General features: G+C 57.3%; 20 protein-coding genes and 3 tRNA genes. 11 read left to right on the forward strand and 12 right to left on the reverse strand.

Translation table 11 applies throughout. The features are described 5' to 3' along the window. Positions 1-153: 153 nt before the first annotated feature. Positions 154-834: a YecA family protein gene (locus B3041_RS12735; protein ID WP_065650210.1), complete on the reverse strand. Its 681-nt coding sequence runs from the start codon at positions 832-834 to the stop codon at positions 154-156. A gap of 226 nt (positions 835-1,060) precedes the next feature. On the opposite strand from B3041_RS12735, the gene B3041_RS12740 reads away from it, so the two are divergent. Both B3041_RS12740 and B3041_RS12745 read left to right on the forward strand, forming a co-directional pair. Further along, on the forward strand, positions 1,061-1,558 hold the full coding sequence (locus B3041_RS12740; RefSeq protein WP_292975328.1) for an RcnB family protein: 498 nt from the start codon (positions 1,061-1,063) through the stop codon (positions 1,556-1,558). 52 nt (positions 1,559-1,610) lie between these two features. Next, positions 1,611-2,324: a GNAT family N-acetyltransferase gene (locus tag B3041_RS12745; RefSeq protein WP_292975331.1), complete on the forward strand. Its 714-nt coding sequence runs from the start codon at positions 1,611-1,613 to the stop codon at positions 2,322-2,324. A gap of 8 nt (positions 2,325-2,332) precedes the next feature. Here B3041_RS12745 and opgB read toward each other — a convergent pair whose 3' ends face one another. Together opgB and B3041_RS12755 are read right to left on the reverse strand one after the other, a co-directional pair. Beyond that, on the reverse strand, positions 2,333-4,627 hold the full coding sequence (gene opgB, locus B3041_RS12750) for a phosphatidylglycerol--membrane-oligosaccharide glycerophosphotransferase (RefSeq protein ID WP_292975334.1): 2,295 nt from the start codon (positions 4,625-4,627) through the stop codon (positions 2,333-2,335). A gap of 179 nt (positions 4,628-4,806) precedes the next feature. Beyond that, complete coding sequence (locus tag B3041_RS12755; RefSeq protein ID WP_065650207.1) at positions 4,807-5,196, reverse strand: tautomerase family protein; 390 nt, start codon at positions 5,194-5,196, stop codon at positions 4,807-4,809. Between the two features lie 128 nt (positions 5,197-5,324). On the opposite strand from B3041_RS12755, the gene B3041_RS12760 reads away from it, so the two are divergent. Next, entirely contained in the window at positions 5,325-6,236 is a 912-nt protein-coding gene (locus tag B3041_RS12760) for a LysR family transcriptional regulator (protein ID WP_292975337.1), read from the forward strand. Here the strand turns inward: B3041_RS12760 and B3041_RS12765 are convergent. Further along, a complete protein-coding gene (locus B3041_RS12765) occupies positions 6,210-7,229 on the reverse strand; it encodes a glycosyltransferase family 32 protein (protein WP_065650205.1) in 1,020 nt (339 codons plus the stop codon). The genes B3041_RS12760 and B3041_RS12765 overlap by 27 nt on opposite strands. A gap of 415 nt (positions 7,230-7,644) precedes the next feature. On the opposite strand from B3041_RS12765, the gene B3041_RS12770 reads away from it, so the two are divergent. The 4 genes from B3041_RS12770 (at position 7,645) to B3041_RS12785 (ending at position 12,591) form a co-directional block, all read left to right on the forward strand. After that, complete coding sequence (locus tag B3041_RS12770; RefSeq protein WP_065650204.1) at positions 7,645-8,595, forward strand: hypothetical protein; 951 nt, start codon at positions 7,645-7,647, stop codon at positions 8,593-8,595. A 506-nt stretch (positions 8,596-9,101) separates the two neighbouring features. Then, positions 9,102-10,490 (forward strand): MFS transporter, encoded by a 1,389-nt coding sequence (locus B3041_RS12775; RefSeq protein ID WP_292975342.1) that lies wholly within the window; start codon positions 9,102-9,104, stop codon positions 10,488-10,490. A 76-nt stretch (positions 10,491-10,566) separates the two neighbouring features. After that, positions 10,567-11,580 (forward strand): LacI family DNA-binding transcriptional regulator, encoded by a 1,014-nt coding sequence (locus B3041_RS12780; protein WP_292975344.1) that lies wholly within the window; start codon positions 10,567-10,569, stop codon positions 11,578-11,580. Positions 11,581-11,601: 21 nt separating this feature from the next. Next, positions 11,602-12,591: a nucleoside hydrolase gene (locus B3041_RS12785; RefSeq protein ID WP_065650202.1), complete on the forward strand. Its 990-nt coding sequence runs from the start codon at positions 11,602-11,604 to the stop codon at positions 12,589-12,591. Positions 12,592-12,626: 35 nt separating this feature from the next. Here the strand turns inward: B3041_RS12785 and B3041_RS12790 are convergent, their stop codons facing one another. From B3041_RS12790 to B3041_RS12800, 3 genes are all read right to left on the reverse strand, one after another. Next, positions 12,627-13,091 (reverse strand): YbaK/EbsC family protein, encoded by a 465-nt coding sequence (locus tag B3041_RS12790; protein ID WP_065650201.1) that lies wholly within the window; start codon positions 13,089-13,091, stop codon positions 12,627-12,629. Between the two features lie 91 nt (positions 13,092-13,182). Then, a complete protein-coding gene (fhuF, locus tag B3041_RS12795) occupies positions 13,183-13,923 on the reverse strand; it encodes a siderophore-iron reductase FhuF (RefSeq protein WP_412159298.1) in 741 nt (246 codons plus the stop codon). A gap of 161 nt (positions 13,924-14,084) precedes the next feature. Next, positions 14,085-15,179: a GGDEF domain-containing protein gene (locus B3041_RS12800; protein WP_292975349.1), complete on the reverse strand. Its 1,095-nt coding sequence runs from the start codon at positions 15,177-15,179 to the stop codon at positions 14,085-14,087. A 216-nt stretch (positions 15,180-15,395) separates the two neighbouring features. On the opposite strand from B3041_RS12800, the gene B3041_RS12805 reads away from it, so the two are divergent. Further along, a complete protein-coding gene (locus tag B3041_RS12805; protein WP_065650198.1) occupies positions 15,396-15,680 on the forward strand; it encodes a DUF1435 domain-containing protein in 285 nt (94 codons plus the stop codon). A 90-nt stretch (positions 15,681-15,770) separates the two neighbouring features. On the opposite strand, the gene B3041_RS12810 is transcribed toward B3041_RS12805, so the two are convergent. From B3041_RS12810 to rsmC, 4 genes are all read right to left on the reverse strand, one after another. Beyond that, positions 15,771-15,857, reverse strand: a tRNA-Leu gene (locus B3041_RS12810). Positions 15,858-15,884: 27 nt separating this feature from the next. Next, positions 15,885-15,971, reverse strand: a tRNA-Leu gene (locus tag B3041_RS12815). 31 nt (positions 15,972-16,002) lie between these two features. Next, a tRNA-Leu gene (locus tag B3041_RS12820) sits at positions 16,003-16,089 on the reverse strand. Between the two features lie 134 nt (positions 16,090-16,223). Next, positions 16,224-17,255: a 16S rRNA (guanine(1207)-N(2))-methyltransferase RsmC gene (gene rsmC / locus B3041_RS12825; RefSeq protein ID WP_292975352.1), complete on the reverse strand. Its 1,032-nt coding sequence runs from the start codon at positions 17,253-17,255 to the stop codon at positions 16,224-16,226. Positions 17,256-17,361: 106 nt separating this feature from the next. Here rsmC and B3041_RS12830 point away from each other — a divergent pair, with 106 nt between their 5' ends. Genes B3041_RS12830 through yjjG form a run of 3 tightly spaced genes read left to right on the forward strand, consistent with a single transcriptional unit; the run spans position 17,362 to position 18,884 of the window. Next, positions 17,362-17,772: a DNA polymerase III subunit psi gene (locus B3041_RS12830; RefSeq protein WP_065650196.1), complete on the forward strand. Its 411-nt coding sequence runs from the start codon at positions 17,362-17,364 to the stop codon at positions 17,770-17,772. Next, on the forward strand, positions 17,744-18,184 hold the full coding sequence (gene rimI, locus B3041_RS12835) for a ribosomal protein S18-alanine N-acetyltransferase (protein ID WP_065650195.1): 441 nt from the start codon (positions 17,744-17,746) through the stop codon (positions 18,182-18,184). Before B3041_RS12830 ends, rimI begins: the two co-directional genes overlap by 29 nt. A gap of 19 nt (positions 18,185-18,203) precedes the next feature. After that, entirely contained in the window at positions 18,204-18,884 is a 681-nt protein-coding gene (yjjG, locus tag B3041_RS12840) for a pyrimidine 5'-nucleotidase (RefSeq protein WP_065650194.1), read from the forward strand. Positions 18,885-18,982: 98 nt separating this feature from the next. Here the strand turns inward: yjjG and B3041_RS12845 are convergent, their stop codons facing one another. Further along, positions 18,983-19,654 (reverse strand): YtjB family periplasmic protein, encoded by a 672-nt coding sequence (locus B3041_RS12845; RefSeq protein ID WP_065650513.1) that lies wholly within the window; start codon positions 19,652-19,654, stop codon positions 18,983-18,985. Between the last annotated feature and the right edge of the window lie 103 nt (positions 19,655-19,757).

A 19,757-nucleotide genomic window follows, 5' to 3' on the forward strand; every position in this document is an offset into this window, starting at 1 on the left:
TGTGGCCAGGGCGCCATAAATGGCGCCCCTGCGGATACCAATGTAGGGGCCGCATTAATGCGGCCCGGGGTGGATTGGGTGCGATACCCCCAGGGGCCGCATTTATGCGGCCCGGGTTGGATTAAGTGCGATATCATGCGACCCCAACGCAGGTTATTTATTCAGGCAGCACTGCTTATATTTTTTGCCGCTGCCGCACGGGCAGGGATCGTTGCGGCCGGTTTTGTCACCGGCAAAGAACGGCAGCTGTGGCTCGGGGTCGGGCTGCGCCATGCGCTCGGCCTGCCAGTATTCGTGCAGTTCCAGCGCCGCCGGGCGGATCGCCTCCATGCTCGCTTCAAACGCGTCCGGGTCAAGCGCCTCGCGCGCTTCACGCTGCTCTTCGCTGCCGTGCAGGGCAATTGCCTGCAGCTGCGGCTGCAGCGCGTCGGGCAGCTGTGACCAGTCGGCGTCCAGCGCGACGCCGCGCATATAGCCGTAACACCAGTCTTCGACCACGGTAAACTCCTGGCCCTCCATCTCCTGCAGGCCAAACAGCGGGTCAAACTGCTCCGGAAACTCGGCCAGACGCTCAGCAATATCATTCAGGTGCTGAAAGGTCAGGGTCATAAAGCGATCCATTTCGCGCTCATTAGCCCATTTAGGGATATGCTTCTGGCCGCCCCACATCGCCACCAGCCACTCGCTGGGTTCAATATCATTCGGGCCGGAGAGCAGGGCAGTCAGCATCCCATCCAGCTCGGCCGTATCCACCACGGAGTGCGCATTGCCATACTTCTCCAGCATGTCATCCAGCCAGTTCAGCTCTTTTTCCGTTAACGGCCCCTGATTCATCGGTTCTCTCCTGCACGTAATATTCTGTACGGGCCAGGCCCGCATCTCATGGCGCGATTATAGCGGCATTATCACGATTATTTGCAATTTTAGCGCGCCTGAATCGGGCCAGGCTGAGGTATGCTGTGGCATGACGCGACGAGCGCTGCACGGCAGCGGGAACCATTGGCCCGGTGCGCTTGTCAGTAAATGGACATCAGACTATTCATCAGAGTGGGAATCACCAATGCGCAGGACACACCTAACCTTTTTATCAGCCAGCCTGTTTCTGGGGGCGCTCAGCCTGACGCCAGCCGCACTGGCAGCGGATGAGCAGACCGATAGTGTACCAATGCCGCCTCAGGTGCAGCAGCCGGACGCGCAGGCTCCTGACGCCGCGCCAGCACCCGCCGCCGATGCGCCAGCCGCTCAGGCCCCTGCTGCATCAGGCGACGACGCGCCGGTTCGCCCGTCTAACAACGGTACCGGCGAACAGCCTTCCGCCGCCAACAACTACAATCTGCATACCATCATTATCGACTACAAAGAGCACAAGGTCGGCGATGTGGTACCGGAAGAGTATCGCAAAAAAGAGTACACCATCACTGACTGGCAGGCGCGTCATCTGCCCGCTCCGCAGGCCGGTGCTCACTGGGCTTACATCAACGCCAACTATATTCAGATCACCGATGACAGCGGCAAAATCGTGATGGGCAAATCGGGCGACATCTTCTTTAAGGGATAACGCCAGCAGGCGGGCCACCGGGTCCGCCTGTTTTATTTCAGAGGCAGGAAAAATGGCCCCGACCGTTAATGCATTTGGCCAGCCGACGGGTGTTGCATTACCTGACTGGCAGCCGCGCCCGCGTCCGCAGCGCATTACGCTTCAGGGGCGTTACTGTCGCCTTGAGCCGCTGGATGCGCCACGCCACGCGTCCGATCTCAGCGCCGCGCATGCGCAGGCCGCAGACGATCGCAGCTGGACCTGGCTGCCCGTGGAGCGTCCGGCATCGCAGCATGAGTGGCTGACGTTCGCCGCCGCCTGCCAGCATACTCCCGATTATCTGCATTTTGCCGTGATTGACCTGCAGCGCGGGCAGGCGGTAGGGACGCTCGCCCTGATGCGTATCGAGCCGCAGCACGGCGTAATGGAAGTAGGCTATGTGGTGTTTTCACCGCTGCTTCAGCGTACCCGCATGGCAACCGAGGCGCACTTTCTGCTGATGGCATATGCGTTTGACCAGCTCGGCTATCGCCGCTACGAATGGAAATGCGACAGCTGCAATCAGCCGTCGCGCCAGGCGGCGCTGCGGCTCGGTTTTCAGCCCGAGGGCGTGTTCCGTCAGGCGATGGTGTATAAAGGCCGCAGCCGCGATACCTGCTGGTTCTCTGTTATCGATAGCGACTGGCCGGTGTTAAAGCACGCCTTTGAGCGCTGGCTGGCGCCGGATAATTTCAGCGCCGATGGCGCGCAGCGGGAGCGGCTGGAGACGCTGCGCCAGCGCGACTGAGGCCGCGCTCAGGGCCGTGGCACAATGCGGATCTCTGCCATGCCAATGCCGAGCTTACGCGGCGCCTGACCCACAATATTATCCTGATTCGACAGCTGCGGTGCCGGTGGCACAATCACCAGATTATGGCTGCCGTCGCGATTGCTGAAGTGCAGCGTGGTGGTTGAGAAAGTATCGCCCAGCCGCAGAACGTGCTCCTCGCTGCCTACGCGTACCGGAATTGGCTGCTGCGCATTGGCACCAAACGCGCGCGCGGTGATCACCAGATCAAACCGCGGCGGCAGCGGGTCGGCATACTCAATATTCACCTCCGGAGCCAGGTTGGCGTTTGACCAGCGTCCCCAGCTCTCCGGACGCGAGATGCCGCTAAAGCGCCGGATGCTGTGCGGGGCGCCCGGCACGTTCAGCACAAAGCTGTCGGCATCGTAGCGAATGTCATTATCTTCAATGCGGATCTGCTGCTGGTTGAGCCGCCAGGTTTCCGGGCTGACGCGCAGCGGCGGGAAGTGCGTTTTGCCGTGCCAGAGCGGCTGATCGATACGCACCACGCTGGGCTGACCGCCCATCTGGCCCATCGCCAGGCAGAGATCGGTAGAGAGCGCCAGCTCCGGCTTCCAGAGTCGCGCCATTTTAAAGCAGCGGTCAGCCCAGACAAATTTGTCGTTCGCGGCAAAATCCGCCAGCTGATAGCGCAGCGGCGCGGCATACTCCCCCTCCGGCAGCGGTTCTACCTGCTTATTGCCCAGCCGGAACAGGATCGGCAGGCGGAACGTGGCGCCGGAGAAGGTAAAGGTATTCTTCTGCTGGTCGATGGTGAAATCTTTCATGCTGGCCGGAAAATTCCACAGCTGCACAATATCGGCTTTCCAGCTGCTGACCTTCTTCGCCATGTCGTCAAACTGCGTGGAGAGCGACGGCGTGGAGAGTGAGCTGCGGCCAAGACCCAGCGCTTTGTCGCCGCCGAGGATCTCCAGCACCGTGGCACCGTTATCCAGCGTGCTGCGGGGGGCATCGCGCACCGCCGCCTGCGGCTGGTCGCCGCGGATCACCATAAAGAGATCGTGGCGCGGCAGCTTCATCAGATAGGGATGGGCGGTATTGTTCATTGCCAGATGATCGGAGCTGACGACGATGACGGTGTTTTTAAACCACGGCGAGGCTTTGATACGCTCAATCAGGCGCGCCACGTGCTCCTGCGAACAGGTGACGGCGCTGAATGACTGGTTCAGTTTGCCGTCATACTGATAGCTCTTGCGCCGGCAGCTGCGTGAGATAAAGCCATCAGGGTGATGGGTATCCACCGTCAGGGTGAACAGGGCAAAGCGTTTATTCTGCTGTGACAGTTCAGTATATTTTTCAAACACCTCGTCCAGCACGGTATCGTCGTAAAAGCCCCAGTTGTTACGGTAGTCGGGATCGGCCACGCGGCTTTTCAGCTCCTGCGCGCCATAGAGATTCGCGGCAGCGAAGCCGTGCGAGAGCAGAAAGGTGTCTTTGCCGGCAAAGCGCAGATCGGCGCCCTGAATAAACCAGTTCTCGTAGCCGCTGTTTTTGAGAATATCGCCGAGGCAGAGGCTTTGCGGATAGAAGCTGGAGAGCGCGGCTGAGGCGTTACCGTCAAAAGGGGCAAACAGCGGGATGCCGCACTGCGAAGCGACCATGCCAGCAATGGTGTAGTCGGTGCCGGGAAGCTGGGCCGTATGGCTGAAATCCAGACTCTGCGCCTGCTCGCGGCTCAGCTCTGGCGCCAGATCGGGAAAAGCCTGCTGATTTAAATAGGTGCGCTCCAGACTCTCGCCGTAGATATAGACCAGGTTAAGCGCGGGCTGTTCGATACGTTTCTGCGGCGTAATATACCAGGTAGCGAAATCGGAGTCGCCCGCGTGTGCGTGGGAGGCAATCAGATCTTTAACCTGGCGAAACGCCGGCGTGGTCTGTACCGATCCGGCGGCACAGGCGATCGCCAGCAGGCTCCAGCCGAGATGATGCGGGCGTTTATGGCGGCGCAAAATCCATGAGAGAAAGCAGAACAGCAGAAACAGCACGATAATCAGCCCGATAGCGGGCACCACATATTTACTGACGCCGGCGCCCGTCAGGCTGTTGGTCAGCGTGTAGATCACTGCATCGTTAATGCCGTCACCGGTAAAATAGTTGCTGGCGAACAGCGTGGCATTCAGCACAATAAACAGCGTGAGCAGCAGCAGCATCAGGATAAACCAGAAAGTATTGCGTCCGGCTTTACAGCTGTAAACGATAATGGCGGTCAGAAACAGCACAATTGAAAGCAATGCCAACGGCAAATCCTCACGATAGATGAATAGCACAGCGCCAGTGGCTGCGCGCCCTCTCAGGGGGTTTGCGTCAATCTATATTGGCTGTCACCGGGCTGCAACCTGTCCGGCGGGATTTGTGCGGTACATTCGGAATCGTGCCGCCAGGCGGGATGATAAGCGCGGCGGCATATCTGGCAGATGGTGGTTTATAACGCGCCGGTAAGATACTGCGCCTCACCCTGTGCAAAGCTCCAGTCGCCTTTGCTGTTGGTAATAAAGCTTATCATCAGATCGTGCCCCTGCACGCCGCAGTTTTCGCGCAGCTCGCGCGCCAGTTCTGCCATAAAACTGGCTTTTTGCGCCTCACTGCGCGGGCTGGTGTAGACCCGCACCATAACCAGATTATCCGTGCGCGAAAAGCCCAGCCCGGTATCCTGAAAAACCATCTGATACGCTTTGTTTTCGTGAACAATCTGATAGCGGTCCCGCTCAGGAACACCGAAGGCGGTAAGCACGGCGCGATGGGCAGCATCCAGCAAAGTACGAACTTCACTCTCAGAGCGGCCCTGAATCAGATCAAAAGTGAGTAATGGCATCGGTAAACCCTCGCAGTAGTGGCAAAAAAGCAGAGACAGATGTGGCTATGCTGCCCGCTGTACGCGCAAAGAAAAAGCGTCTGCGATAAACTGATTGTTCACTATTTTGAACAATGGCGGGCAAAGGGATGAAAACGGAGGCGCTCTGGACACATCTTTACTGGCTGACGGTACTGGCGGAGCAGGGCAGTTTTACCCGCGCCGCTGAGCGGCTGGATGTGAGTAAAGCGGCAGTGAGTCAGAAAATTAAAGAGCTGGAGACGCTGACCGGGGTAGCGCTGGTTCAGCGCACCACGCGCAGCGTGCGGCTCACCTCAGCCGGCGAACAGCTGGCTGGCGAGCTGCGTGAGCCCTTTACCCGGATAGCGGAAAGCGTTTATCGCGTGCGCGATGAGGCGGGGCCGGTACGCGGGCAGGTACGCATCAGCGCGCCGGTAGCGTTTGCCCGGCAGCAGCTGGTGCCGATTATCGGCGACTTTCTGCGGGAATATCCGCAGGTTCGTCTGCAGCTGGATGTGACTGACCGCCTGGTGTCACTCGGCGGCGAAGGGTTTGATCTTGCTATCCGCCACAGCCAGTCGCTGCCGGAAACGCACGTCGCGCTGCCTCTGTGCGCCACGCGCGCGCTGCTGGTGGCTTCGCCCGCTTATCTGGCACAGCACGGCGTGCCGCAGACGCCGGACGCGCTGCTTCAGCATAACTGCCTGTGGTATCCGCGCGGTCCCGATGCGCCGCAGTGGCGCTTTCAGTCGCATCAGGGCGGTGAAACGCTGACGGTGAAAATTCAGGGAAATTTTGCCACGAACAACAGCGAGTCGATTCGGGATGCCGCGCTGCAGGGTGCAGGCATTGCCATGCTGCCCGACTTCAGCGCCCGCGCAGCGCTGGAAAGCGGCGCGCTGCAGCCGGTGCTGTCATCGTGGCAGGCAATCGACGCCTTCGCCGACCGCCTCTGGGTGGTGCGTCCTTACGCGGCACAGGTGCCGCGTGCAGTGACGACCTTTATCCACTGGCTACGCGCTCGCTTTATTGACGGGTGAGGGCAGCGCCACGCTCAGCGGTGCGACAGGCTGCATCATGGCACCCAGCAGGCTGCTGCGGTTGTAGTTCCCCAGACGCAGGTTAAAGTCGAGATGCAGCTGTGCGTGGCCATCCAGCTTAATAACCGGCGGTGGCGTATGCGGACGCTGATGAAACAGAATGGCATGCGTAAAGGCGTCGCTTTTCCAGTTATTGAGGCGCTGATAGTAAAAGGCGCTGGCTTCACATTTACGCAAAAAGAGATTAACGCGGCGGTATTCCCGCATGGCCGCCTGCTGCGCCAGCGCACCCGGCTGCTGTGCCGGTTCAGCTATTCTCTGCGTCAGCAGCGAAAAGTCATCACGCTTGCGCATTTCGTTAAAGAAGCTCTGCTCACCCTGATGTTTAATCGGCGCATACTGCTTCTGCCATTCGCGAATAAAGGGATTATTTGGCGCAGCAGCGAGGAACCAGTTCTCAATAACAGGTGCGAGATAATTCAGCGTTGAGCGTTCGCAATAATAGCCGATCACATCCATCGGACGTTCCTGATGGGCGCTGTGTACCCAGCTCAGATCTTCAAACAGCAGCGCAGCGCAGTCGATAGCGATGCCGCCGTAGCGTAATAACAGCTCAAGCCTGATCACTTCGCTTTTCTGCTGTGCCGTTAATTGCGCTGAAGTAAATATAAAATCGGGCAGGACTTCTTTTACAGAATATTTATTTAACAGGTGAACGCTGTGGTCAGGATTATCGCGGCGTATTTTAGCAATATTCGCCTGCAGCGATTTTGGTAAATATTCTGTATCCCAGTACAGCCATACTTTTTTCGGGATATCTGGCAACGTCTTCTCACCAGAAAGTAACACGATATTGTCCTCTTCGCTGGGATCATACTCCGGCGCGCAGAGCGCATTATGCTGTTTTTTCTGCAGTAATGACTGACCGGTAAACGCTATTCTTTTCCAGTTGTGCCAGAGCGCGCGCGCCGGCTGAAGACGTTTTTTTGACATGATGCACCTGATTATTGTGATTATGGGCAAGGAGTCCCTGATGCTGGCGCCTTAGACGCTCTTATGTTTCCTTACGGGGGCTGTGTGTAAAAGTATTACATTGAGCTTAATAAAACATTCTTCGCGATTGCGCTAATACTTTTTTTCTCTTTCAGATAAAGCGGAAAATGAAGCAGCCGTTATCAATAAAAATTTAACAAAATAACAGCGTGATGAATTTCACAGTTTAATTTTCCTTACCAGGATTAATCCTAAGATTATTCCCCGCGGGCTGCGTAAGGTGCGGCAATCTGAAAATTGCAGCAAGAAATGAACGATTATCCTTGCTGGATTTTAGCCTGGCATCAGAGCGAAATTTACCTTCGTCATGCAGCTTAGCTACGCTTTAGTCAGGCATTCTGTTTACGGAGTGATTATGCAGTCATCTGCCCGCGGCCTGATAGCCGTTGATAAACAGGGTAACCGGGTGCTGTTTCTGCATCCGGAACGCTTTACCGTTGAGCAGGAGCTGAATGCGTTTCCGCCGTGCCCGCATGAGCTGCTGATGCTGCCCGCGCTGGAGAAAGCCTATGTCCCGCTCTATGGCAGCGGCATGCACGGCGCTAACCCACATCCCGGGCATAAAGTTGCTGTTATCGATCTGCGTCAGCGCCGGATCAGCGGCTTTATCGACCTTACGCCACTGCAGTCGCCACACAGCGGGCAGCTGGGTCGCGACGGCAAAGTCTATCTCTGCTGTGAAAACAGCGCGGCGGTCGCGGTCATCGATCCGCACACCGATCGCGTGGAGAAAACCATACCGCTGCCTTCGCATCACGCGCACCGGCTGACGCTCTCACCCAGCGGACGCAAACTGTTCACGGAAAATGAAGAGGATGCCAGCATCACGGTAATCGATTTATGTGAGGCAGAAGGACGCGTCATTGATAACATTCTGCTGCCTGGTCCGATAGCCGGTATTGCTGCCTCGCCCAGACATCCTTATCTGGTTGCCAGCGCCGCCGACGCACCGCTGCTTTACGTGATCGATCGGCAGAGCCACCGGGTCCGGCAGCGCATTACGCTGGCCGGGCACCAGCAGCCCTGCCATGTTGTGCGGTTCAGTGCCAGTGGTGAACGACTGGTTGCGATTGGGCGTGATGAATCACTGGTTACGCTGTTTGACGATCTGCTTACTCCCTCCGGCACCGTTCGTGTGGGGTGCCGGCCCGGCGATGGCTGTTTCAGTGAAGATAACCGCACGCTGCTTATTGCCAATGAGGGTGAGGGGTCGTTAAGCGTTATCGATCTGGCGCAGCGAAAGGTCATCGCCACGCCGCAGGCGGGCACAGGCTGTGAGGCGTTAAGTTATTTTACGCTGCGCTGAGGCAGCCGCTGTCATTTTAGTGTCATCTGCAGGTGGCATAAAGGCGGCGCGATAGCAGGCAGTGTGCTGCTATTGATAAATTACGGATATCAATTGCTGCGTTTTAATACGGCTTTTGCTTAATTAAAACGCATGCAATTGCCTGAATTATGGTGTTTTTTTGGTATCAGTCAGGGAGGATAGTCAAAATAATCTAACTAATTTTTCTTTTTGCCGCTTGATTTATCTACGCGCGTAGATAGACTGTCTCCCCAGTGATAACTCACGGTGCCAGACGCGGCTACAGACCCGAAATGACCAGGTTACATTTGCTGTGCTAATACGATCGGTGAATTAAACATCGGCGAAACGCAGCAGAGAGATGAATTCCAACACCAGGGAATTCCTTACTGATCTTTCAGGATTTGCCTGTCGAACGTCGTCACCGGGACGTTCCGCTTGTCTGCGCAAGCGAACAGACCCATGGAAGGGCGTTTACTGTTTTCACTTCACTAAGAGAAAGGGTTATGACGGAACATCATCCCACTGCACAGCACTCACCACACCTCACCGCGGCCGATGAACGACTGCAAACTGCCGCTGGCCGGAAAGATTTCTGGCGCGCAACCTTCTCCTGCTGGCTCGGTACGGCGATGGAGTATGCCGACTTTGCCCTGTATGGTCTGGCGGCGGGTATCATCTTTGGCGACATTTTTTTTCCGGAAGCGACACCGGCTATGGCACTGCTCTCCAGTTTTGCTACCTGGTCAGTCGGCTTTGTTGCCCGCCCGATAGGCGCACTGCTGTTTGGCTGGATTGGCGATCGCAAAGGGCGCAAAGTCGTGATGATCAGCACGATTATTCTGATGGGCGCCTCTACCACGCTGATTGGCCTGATCCCGTCTTATGCAACGATTGGACTCTGGGCACCCGCCTGTCTGGTGCTGCTACGCTTTACGCAGGGATTAGGAGCAGGGGCGGAGCTCTCTGGCGGCACGGTGATGCTGGGCGAGTATGCACCGGTTGAACGGCGCGGCCTGGTCTCTTCCGTGATTGCGCTGGGATCCAACAGCGGCACGCTGATCGCCTCTCTGGTCTGGCTGGCGGTGATCCAGATGGATAAAGAGAGCCTGCTGGCCTGGGGCTGGCGTATTCCTTTTCTGAGCAGCGTGCTGATCGCCATCGTGGCGCTGTGGATCCGCCGCCATCTGCGCGAAACGCCGGTGTTTGAGCGTCAGCAGGCTGAACTGCAGGCGCAGCGCAGTGAAACGCTGGCTCAGGCACACACTGAAACAGACAGCCGCAGCGTCTGGCAGCGTACGCGGGCGTTCTGGACTATGGTGGGCCTGCGCATTGGTGAGAATGGCCCCTCTTATCTGGCTCAGGGCTTTATTGTCGGTTACGTAGCAAAAGTGCTGATGCTGGATAAATCTGTACCGACCACCGCGGTGTTTATCGCCTCGCTGCTGGGCTTTCTGATTATTCCTTTTGCGGGCTGGCTCTCCGATCGTTTTGGTCGCCGCATTACCTATCGGGGCTTTTGCCTGCTGCTGATGATCTATGCGTGGCCCGCCTTCAGCCTGATGGATAGCCGTGATCCGACAATTATCATTGCGGTTATCGTTGTCGGCATGGCGCTCGCGTCGCTGGGGATATTTGGCGTGCAGGCGGCCTGGGGCGTCGAGATGTTTGGCGTGAAACACCGCTATACCAAGATGGCGGTGGCAAAAGAGCTGGGATCGATTCTTTCTGGCGGCACTGCACCGCTGGTCGCGGCAGCGCTGCTCTCATGGACCGGCCACTGGTGGCCGATCGCCGTTTACTTTAGCGCAATGGCCGCTATCGGATTTCTGACGACGTTTGTCGCACCGGAAACGCGCGGTCGTGACCTTAATCTGCCGGAGGATGCTATCTGACGCGCAGGCGCAGGCAGGACCATTGACATAACGCTGGCCGGTGAATCCGGCCAGCGGCATTTATATTGAGGCTAATTTGGCAAAATCTCCCGGCGGAAACGTAACCCGTACCGATGTCGCCCGCGTCGCCGGTACCTCGGTAGCCGTGGTCAGCTATGTGATCAATAACGGGCCGCGCCCGGTCGCAGAAGCGACCCGTCAGCGGGTGCTGGCTGCCATTAAGCAGACGGGCTACCGGCCTAACGCCGTAGCGCGCGCGCTGGCCTCCGGCACCACCAAAACCTTTGGTCTGATTGTGCCGAACATTGCTAACCCGTTTGTTGCTTCCATGGCGCATGTGCTGCTGCAGGAGTCGCTTAACCACGGCCATATTATGCTGCTGGGCGACGCCGGTGACGATCGTCAGCGTGAGCTGGAGCTGATTCAGGGAATGCTTAACCGTCAGATCGACGGACTGTTTTACAACAGCGTCGATCGTCATCCTTATATTGATGTGATACAGGCCAGCGGTACGCCGCTGCTGATGTTGGATCGCATTGCTCCGCGGCCCGGCGTCAGCGTGCTGAGCATGAACGAGCGGCTGGCAGCCTGCGATGTAACCCGGCATCTGCTGAGTCACGGCTACCAGCAGGTGGGGATGATCAGCGGTCCGCTGGCAATGTTTAACGCCCAGGATCGTATTCAGGGCTGGCGGGATGCGATGCAGGAGCAGGGACTGCCCGTTGATGAAAACCTGATTTTCCCGGCTGACTACTCGCGGCAGGGGGGCTATGACGCGGCGCAGCGCATGATCGCCAGCGGGCGCCTGCCGCGTGCGCTGTTTGCCAGTAATGAAGGACAGGCCATTGGCTGTATTCGTGCGTTTGCCGAGCAGGGGATCCGCGTGCCGCAGGATGTGGCGCTGGTCTGCTTTAACGGTACCACACAGGCCGCGTTTCACGTGCCTTCGCTGACCACGGTGCGGCAGCCGCTGTCTGAGCTGGCGCAGCGCGCTATTGCTATGCTGAAAAACCAGCCGGATGAGGGAGTGATGGCAGAGCTGCCGCACTACATCGAAACCGGTGAATCCTGTGGCTGCCTGCAGCCTTAAATACAATAACGATAAAACATTATGAAACGAGTGATTATTGATTGCGATCCGGGGAATGGCATCGCAGGGGCAAATACCGATGACGGACTGGCTATCGCGCTGGCGCTGGCATCACCTGCATTGTCGCCGGAACTGATCACCACGGTCACCGGTAACACGCCCAGCGCGACGGGTGCCCGTGTGGCAAAAGATTTGCTGAAACGTCTCGGGATGAATATTCCGGTAGTGCAGGGGGCGCTGCAGGCGCTGCGCGAAGATCCGCTGCCGTGGCGGGCGCGTCTGGATAATCTGGCCGACCCGGCGCTGGCTGCGCTGTGGCAGGGCGTACGTCAGCCCGCCGTCATGGCGGCGGACGGCAATGACGCTGCCGGCGTGATGGGGCAGTTAATCTGCGATAATCCGGGAGAGTTTACTCTGGTTGCTATCGGGCCGCTGACTAACGTGGCGCAGGCGCTGCAGCGTTATCCGGAGATGGCTGAAGCGGTAGCAGAGATTGTGATCATGGGCGGCGTATTTGCGCTTGATGACTACATCAAAGATACCAATTTTGGCCTCGATCCGGAGGCGGCTCATCAGGTACTGCACAGCGGCGCCACCATCACGCTGGTGCCGATGGATGCGACTACGCAGACGCTGCTGACCCGCGACGATCTCGCGCGCATTACGGCACCGCCGCATCCGCTGACGCAGTTTGTCCGGGAGACGCTGGGACCCTGGATCGACTACTCAATGCGGACCCGGCAGCTGCCTGGCTGCTGGATCCATGATGCGCTGGTAGTGGCCTGGCTGCTGAATCAGCGCGTGGCGGAAGGGGCGGATTATTTCGTGGATATTGAGCTGCGTCCCGGTGCAACGCGCGGCAAGAGCTGGCGTTACCGTCCGCCGCTGCGCCTCGACGTGGGTATTCCGCCAGAGACCGGCGCGCTGGTTCATGTTATCCAGCGAGTTGATAATGCGCTGCTGCTGGATATGCTTGAACAGGCCTTTATCCGTCTGCCACACCGGCTCTGAAATGAGACAGTGAGGGCGCGATAATTTTTGCGCTCTCACAGCACTTCGCAGACGTCGACCCAGGTTGCGTGAGTCAGCTCCGCCATTCTCAGCGGAGAGATCCGGACCGCGCTGCGCACCGAACCTGCGGCGGGCAGCACCTCATCAAAGCTGCGCAGAGAGGTATCGCAGTATACGGTCAGCGGGTTTTCCAGGCCAAAAGGGCAGACCCCACCTGCCGGATGGCCGGTCCAGTTCACCACTTCATCCACGCTCAGCATGCGCGCTTTAGCGCCCAGTGCGGCTTTCAGTTTGCGGTTGTCCAGACGCGCATCGCCGCGGGTGACAATCAGCACGACCTGCTCTTTTACTTTCAGCGACAGCGTTTTGGCGATTTGTCCTGGTAAGACGCCGTGAACGCGTGCTGCCAGCGCCACGGTGGCCGTGCTTTCAGGCGTTTCAATAATTTCGATATCCGGCGCATGCTCAGCAAAGAACTGCTGTACCGACTCCAGGCTCATGGTGTTCTCCGGTAAAAACTGAACCTGAACGCTGCCATAAGGCGAAAAAAGTGTAAACGAGAGAAAAGGAGAATTTACGGCGTGCGCGTGCTTATTGCGCTTTCAGTGTACAGTTACCGCAGCGATCGACGTCAGGGATCCGGTAACGCTGGCAGCAGCTGCGCCGCTCCATCGTGCCGTGGCGTACGATCATGGTGCGATAAAGCGGGTTATCGCTGCCGTCCGGCAGCGACGGCGTGAAAAACAGCATCTCTTCCAGCTGGTCGATCAGCGCGGCAGGCAGCTGCGCCCGGAGTTCACCCAGAAACCAGTAGATCAGATACCCCATGTTATTCCAGATAAGGCGCGCGTTAATGTCGCCGTGCTGCGTCATGCCTTCCACGGCGGGCTGCAGGCAGGTCTGGATCAGGCGCGCCATGCGCTGCGGAGCAGAGAGAAAGCGCGCGGGCTCATCCTCCTGCACATCCAGCCAGAAGGCGGCGGGATGCCCGTTTTCGTGAAACTCAGCGCGAATATGTTCAGGCGAGCAGCTCAGCGCACGCGGTTCATGCAGCAGCGCTATCATCAGCGTGGGCACCAGCAGGCCGAAATACCACTGCGCCCAGAGTGACTGCAGCGGCTTCGCCTCCCGTGGCGTATCAGGATGACTGTGATAGAGATAGTCACCGTAGCGCTGCATCAGCCGCTGATAGTGCCCGGGTGTCGACCATTCAGCCAGCGTCAAAGCGCCTTCGGGCGCAGGTTCTCCCAGTCTGACATACGCCTGACGGTCGCTGCACTGCTCACGTATCAGCTCCTGCAGCGCACGTACCAGCGTGCGATCGCGCTGCATGAAGATCGGGGACTGCTCACTGAAGCGGTGCGCCTGACGCGTAATCGTAGCCATGCCAATCCTGAATGATAACGGGAAACGAAAAACAAATGATAATCGTTCCTGATTGAGTGAGCAAGATAGCAGCAGCATAAGATTGCTATAGCGTTATATTCATCACCTTAGTACGGTTCGCTGATTGCCTGCCGGCGTGCCGGCAGCGTCTCCCAGGCCAGGATGGTATTACGCCCCTGGTTTTTAGCCACATACAGCGCGCGGTCGGCATTGGCGACGGCGCGGTCGAAATCGTGCGCTGCCATCGGAGCAATACCGGTGCTGACGGTAACGTGAGTAGATACCGCGGTATTGGAGCGATGGGGGATTTCCAGTTCCAGCACCGATTGCCGGATACGCTCGGCGAGTTTCAGGGCTATCGACGCATTGACATTTGTCAGCAGTACCAGAAACTCCTCGCCGCCATAGCGGGTGACCACATCGCGCGAGCGTACGGCGTCCCGGATCGCGGCCGAAACCCGTTTCAGCGCCTGGTCGCCCATCGCATGTCCGTAATTGTCGTTATAGGCTTTGAAATGGTCGATATCCAGCAGCAGGATAAAGTGGCTGCCGGCATGGTTCTCCAGAATTGTTTCCAGCCGGTTTTGCAGTCCCCGCCGGTTATAGAGACCGGTCAGCGGGTCGAGCATGCTGAGCGCGCTGAAGCTCTGTTTCTCTTCATACAGCTGGCCGATCAGCTGGCGGGTGAAATGATCAAAACGCCGGCGCATCAGGTGAAGCAGGGAAAAGCCAATTAGCGGCAGCGTGATAGTAAACAGAATGGTCATCAGATGCTGTCCGTTATCCAGCAGCAGGACGGTCAGCACCGGCGGCGTAATATGCAGGCAAAAGGCAGTTAAATAATCGCTCAGAGCAATAGCGCTGATAAAAAAGACGCTAAGTAAACTGATAATTAAATAGCTGCTCTCAAACGCAGAGATCAGATGATATTTCTGATCAATATGCCATGCCCATAGCAGCCCCAGCAGCAGCGCAACCGGCGTTAATACGGAAAAGCGCAGGCCGGGCACGATCAGGCAAAGCAGCAGCAGCGTTGTACTGAAACCGGCGACCAGCACCGCGGGCAGGGTAAATACCGGTATCTGAACGTTCAGGCAGGGCAGCAGACAAAAGAGTGAAACGGCGATATTAAGAAATAAAAACAGCATCAGTGAAAGCCGATATTTGCTGTGTTTCAGGTCATCGTAAGCGTTTAATTTCATTGTTATTACCCGTGACAGCCCTGAAATATCAAAGCGCTACCCTGCAGAGTAAATTCTGCTATACGGATAGTCAGCACGTTTCATGTTGTTATCAGGTGTGTTATCGGCGGCAATTTAGCATTTTCCAGTATTTCTGTCATGCAGTGAAAAATTCGCTGCAGAATGAGAATGATTGTCATATGATAATGGTAATTCTTATCATTAAGGAGTGTGATGATGATTGCAGCAATGCTGGCAGCCTGTGGCTTATGGGGCGTGAGCTGGGTAATGGGTAAGCGCCTGGATAGCGGCTGGGGGATATTGCTGCCCTGTACCGCGATGCCGCTGTTTGCGCTATGGGAACCCGGGTATGCGCAGTGGCGGGCAATTATGATCGTTATGCTTCTGCTGACGCTGGTCATGCTGTTTCATCAGCGACTGCGGCACTACATATTGCTGCCATCCTGCATAGCACTGGCTGGCGGCATTACGGCTGCGTCAGTGAATTTTTATCCGGGTTAACCGCGTGCAGAAACAGCAACATCACGCAGCGCGCGATAAGCAAAAGAATGTGATTCAGGGAATTAACTGCCGGGGGAGAGGTGACAACAGTGGTGCGAAGAGAGGGACTTGAACCCTCACGTCCGTAAGAACACTAACACCTGAAGCTAGCGCGTCTACCAATTCCGCCACCTTCGCATCGTGTTGTCTGTTTATATCACCGCATGGTGCGAAGAGAGGGACTTGAACCCTCACGTCCGTAAGAACACTAACACCTGAAGCTAGCGCGTCTACCAATTCCGCCACCTTCGCGCAGTGCACGCGATATAAACTCTGTGATTATTGGTGCGAAGAGAGGGACTTGAACCCTCACGTCCGTTAGGACACTAACACCTGAAGCTAGCGCGTCTACCAATTCCGCCACCTTCGCATACCTGGCAACACTTTACAGTATTGCTAACCACGGAGGCGCATTCTAGAGGTTTTACGCAATGCGTCAACAGATATTTTACGGCGATAAACCGACTGCTGGAAAAAGCAACGCTTTATCGCCGTATCAGGCGCTTAGCGTCCGCGCGCGCCACGGCCATATACCGCACGATAAACCTTAAAGCGACCGGTTTGCGCCAGCACTTCATGGCTGCCGAAGGTCTCATCAAGTATCTGCGGATAAGGCAGGAAAGCATTCGCCACAATACGCAGTTCGCCGCCGCTGTTGAGATGCTTCACCGCGCCGCGAATAAGGCTGTGTGCCGCATCAAGGCTGGTCTGCATGCCGTCATGGAACGGCGGGTTGGAGATAATCAGATCGAAGCGTCCGGTCACGTCGCTAAAAACGTTGCTGGCAAACACGTCGCCTTCCAGCCCGTTTGCCGCCAGCGTGGCTTTGCTCGCCTCAATGGCAGCAGCGTGCACATCACACAGCCACAAACGCACCTTCGGCGAGTGCTGCGCCAGCGCGGTCGCTAAGACACCGCTGCCGCATCCGAGATCCAGCACTTTTCCTTTGGTATGCGGCGTCAGCGTCGACAGCAGCAGATCGCTGCCAATATCCAGACCATCGCGGCTGAATACGCCTGGCAGCGTATGGATCGTCATCCCATCCAGCAGGTAGGTGTTGCCAAACTGGCTGGCATCAAACTCAGGCTGCTGCGTCAGCTGACCATGATAGAGGCCGCAGCGACGCGCGCTGTCAATTTTCTCCAGCGTCACCCACTGCTCCAGCATGCCTTCGGCGCTGCGCACACCGCTGCGGTTTTCGCCCACCACAAAGATATCGCTGCCCACAGGCAGCAACGCGAGCAGATTTTGCAGCTGGAACTGCGCTTCCGGCTTATTTTTTGGCCAGAAGTAAATCAGGGTGGTGCAGTCTGTCACATCAGCCGCACTGGCCACGAGGCTGTATACGGCGCGATCGCCCAGCCGGTGGCTCAGGTTCTGCCAGTGATGATACTGCTGGGTATGAACGCGGCTGAGCGCGGTTTCCAGCTGGGCGGGCAGGTCATCCTGCAGGTCACCCGCAAACAGCACGTGGCGGGTGGTAAATTCATCACTGTGGCGCAGAATAACTTCACTGGCCGGGGTAAAAGCAGACATGGAACGCTCCTGTTAAATCAGAGCGGGGATTATAGTGCTTTGTTGGCGCATGTTCGACGGGTTTGCTAGCATAGCGCGCATTACTTACGGCATAGCGGAAAACAGCATGAGTACAAGACGCGACTGGCTTCTGCAGCAGATGGGGATCACGCAGTATCAGCTGCGGCGTCCGCGCGTGCTGCAAGGGGAGATCGCCGTCAGGCTGGCACCCGATACGCGCCTGCTGCTGGTAGCGGAACATCCGCCGGCACTGGATGAGCCTTTGATACGGGACGTGCTGCGGGCGCTGGATATTCCGCCTGCGCAGGTGATGACGCTGACGCCGGAGCAGCTGCCGATGCTGCCAGAGCAGGTAGCCTGTCCCGGCTGGCTGCTGGGCGTGGAGAGCGGGCACAGCTTTAACGGTGTGGTGTTCACCAGCGCCGTCCTTAATGAACTGATTAGCAGCGGCGCAGCCAGGCGCGCGCTGTGGCAACAGATGTGTAACCATGACCACTATCTCGCTCATCACGCCTGACGATCGGCCGCAGCTGCTCGCCATTGAACGCCGGGCGCACGCTTTTCCCTGGAGCGAACAGACCTTCGCCAGCAATCAGGGTGAACGTTTTCTCAATTTCGGGCTGCGCAGTGACGGACGCCTTGCCGGCTTTGCTATTACGCAGGTTGTGCTGGATGAGGCGTCGCTGTTTAACATCGCCGTTGATCCTGACTTTCAGCGTCGCGGGTATGCGCGTCAGCTATTACAGAGGCTGATCGGCGAACTGGAGCAGCGTGATGTCCTGACCCTCTGGCTGGAAGTTCGCGCGTCAAACCGCGCGGCGATTGCTCTGTATGAGCAGCTGGATTTTCATCAGGTCAGCGTACGCCCCAATTACTATCCCACCGCAGGCGGACGGGAAGACGCCGTCATTATGGCGCTGACACTTTGACCGCTGATTAAGGAGTACCATGTTAAACGACTGGGACTGCATCCTGTTTGATGCTGATGATACGCTATTTCATTTTGACGCCTTTGCCGGGCTGCAGCGCATGTTTACCCGCTACGATGTGCAGTTCAGCGATCGCGATTACGCCGATTATCAGGCGATCAATAAGCCTTTGTGGGTGGATTACCAGAACGGCACCATCACTGCCGCACAGCTGCAGACGCAGCGCTTTACGCTCTGGGGAGAGAAACTCAGCGTAGAGCCGGACATCTTAAACAGCGATTTCCTTAATGCTATGGCAGAAATCTGCCTGCCGCTGGAAGGCGCGCCTGAACTGCTGAAGAGCCTTAAAGGCCACGTCAAAATGGCGATTGTCACCAACGGCTTTACGGCCCTGCAGCAGGCGCGACTGGAACGCACGGGCTTTCACGATATGTTCGATGCGCTGGTGATTTCAGAGCAGGTTGGCGTGCCCAAGCCGGACGCGAAGATCTTTGCCCACACGCTGGCCTTGCTCGGCAATCCGGCGCCGCAGCGCGTACTGATGGTCGGTGATACGCCCGAGTCTGATATTCTCGGGGGGATGAATGCGGGTCTGAAGACCTGCTGGATCGATCACGGCACGCGCCCGTTGCCTGCGGATATTACCCCTGATTTCCAGGTCAACAATCTCGCCCAGCTTCAGGCCATTCTTACCGCTTAGCAGAGCGAAAGCGTGTAAAAAACAGCAAGCCAGGCAGAAACAGCGGCCTGGCGTTGTCAGGCCTGTAAAATAAAAGCGGTATCGGGCCAGGCCGGCGCTTATTTTTTCTTTTCTTCTGTGTCGATCGTTTCTGCTGACCCTTCCTCTTTATCCTCTTTCACCTCGCGGCTGGCAGTGAGCAGGAAGGGCGACTGCTGCCAGCGGGTGCGGCGGTCGCGCAGCAGGGTGCGGGTCAGGATAATGCCAATCGCCAGCGCCAGCAGCATCATCAGGCGCAGAATATTGGTGGTGTTGTCTACCTGACGGGATTCGGTGACCAGCACGTGCGTATCCAGCGTCACGCGCAGGAAACCCTGCGGCCCCTCTTTGCCTTCCAGCGGCTGCACAATCTGATGATTGAAGTAGCTGCCGGCACGTTTGCCATCCAGCGCCAGACGGTCGCGTACGTTAATGGTTTCGCCGCTGTGTGCCACCAGACTGCCATCATCGGCATAGACAGAGGCATCAAGGATGCGGCTGTTATCCGTCATCTGATCGAGTATGGCGGCAATCTGCGTACGGTTGTCATCGCTGTTATCCATCAGGGGCTTCAGGCTGAACGCCACCTGCCGGGTGAGGGTATGAGCCAGCTCTTCAACCTGCTCAGAGCGCGCCATCTGATGACCCAGGCTGAACCATGAGGCACCCTGCATCAGCACCACCAGCAACGCCAGAGAGATAAGAACAATCACCGTGCGATGCAGGCGAAATTTCAGTGCAGTTTTAACCATCAGAAACCCATGTGACATAGCAGCAGAAAGGCTGGCAATTATGTTGCCAGAACCCGCGCAGACAAGGTAGCCTCTTGCGTGGTTTTGTTGTCCCTACAGGAGC

The organism is Pantoea sp. UBA4549 (assembly GCF_002387285.1).
GTDB lineage: Bacteria > Pseudomonadota > Gammaproteobacteria > Enterobacterales > Enterobacteriaceae > Pantoea > Pantoea borealis.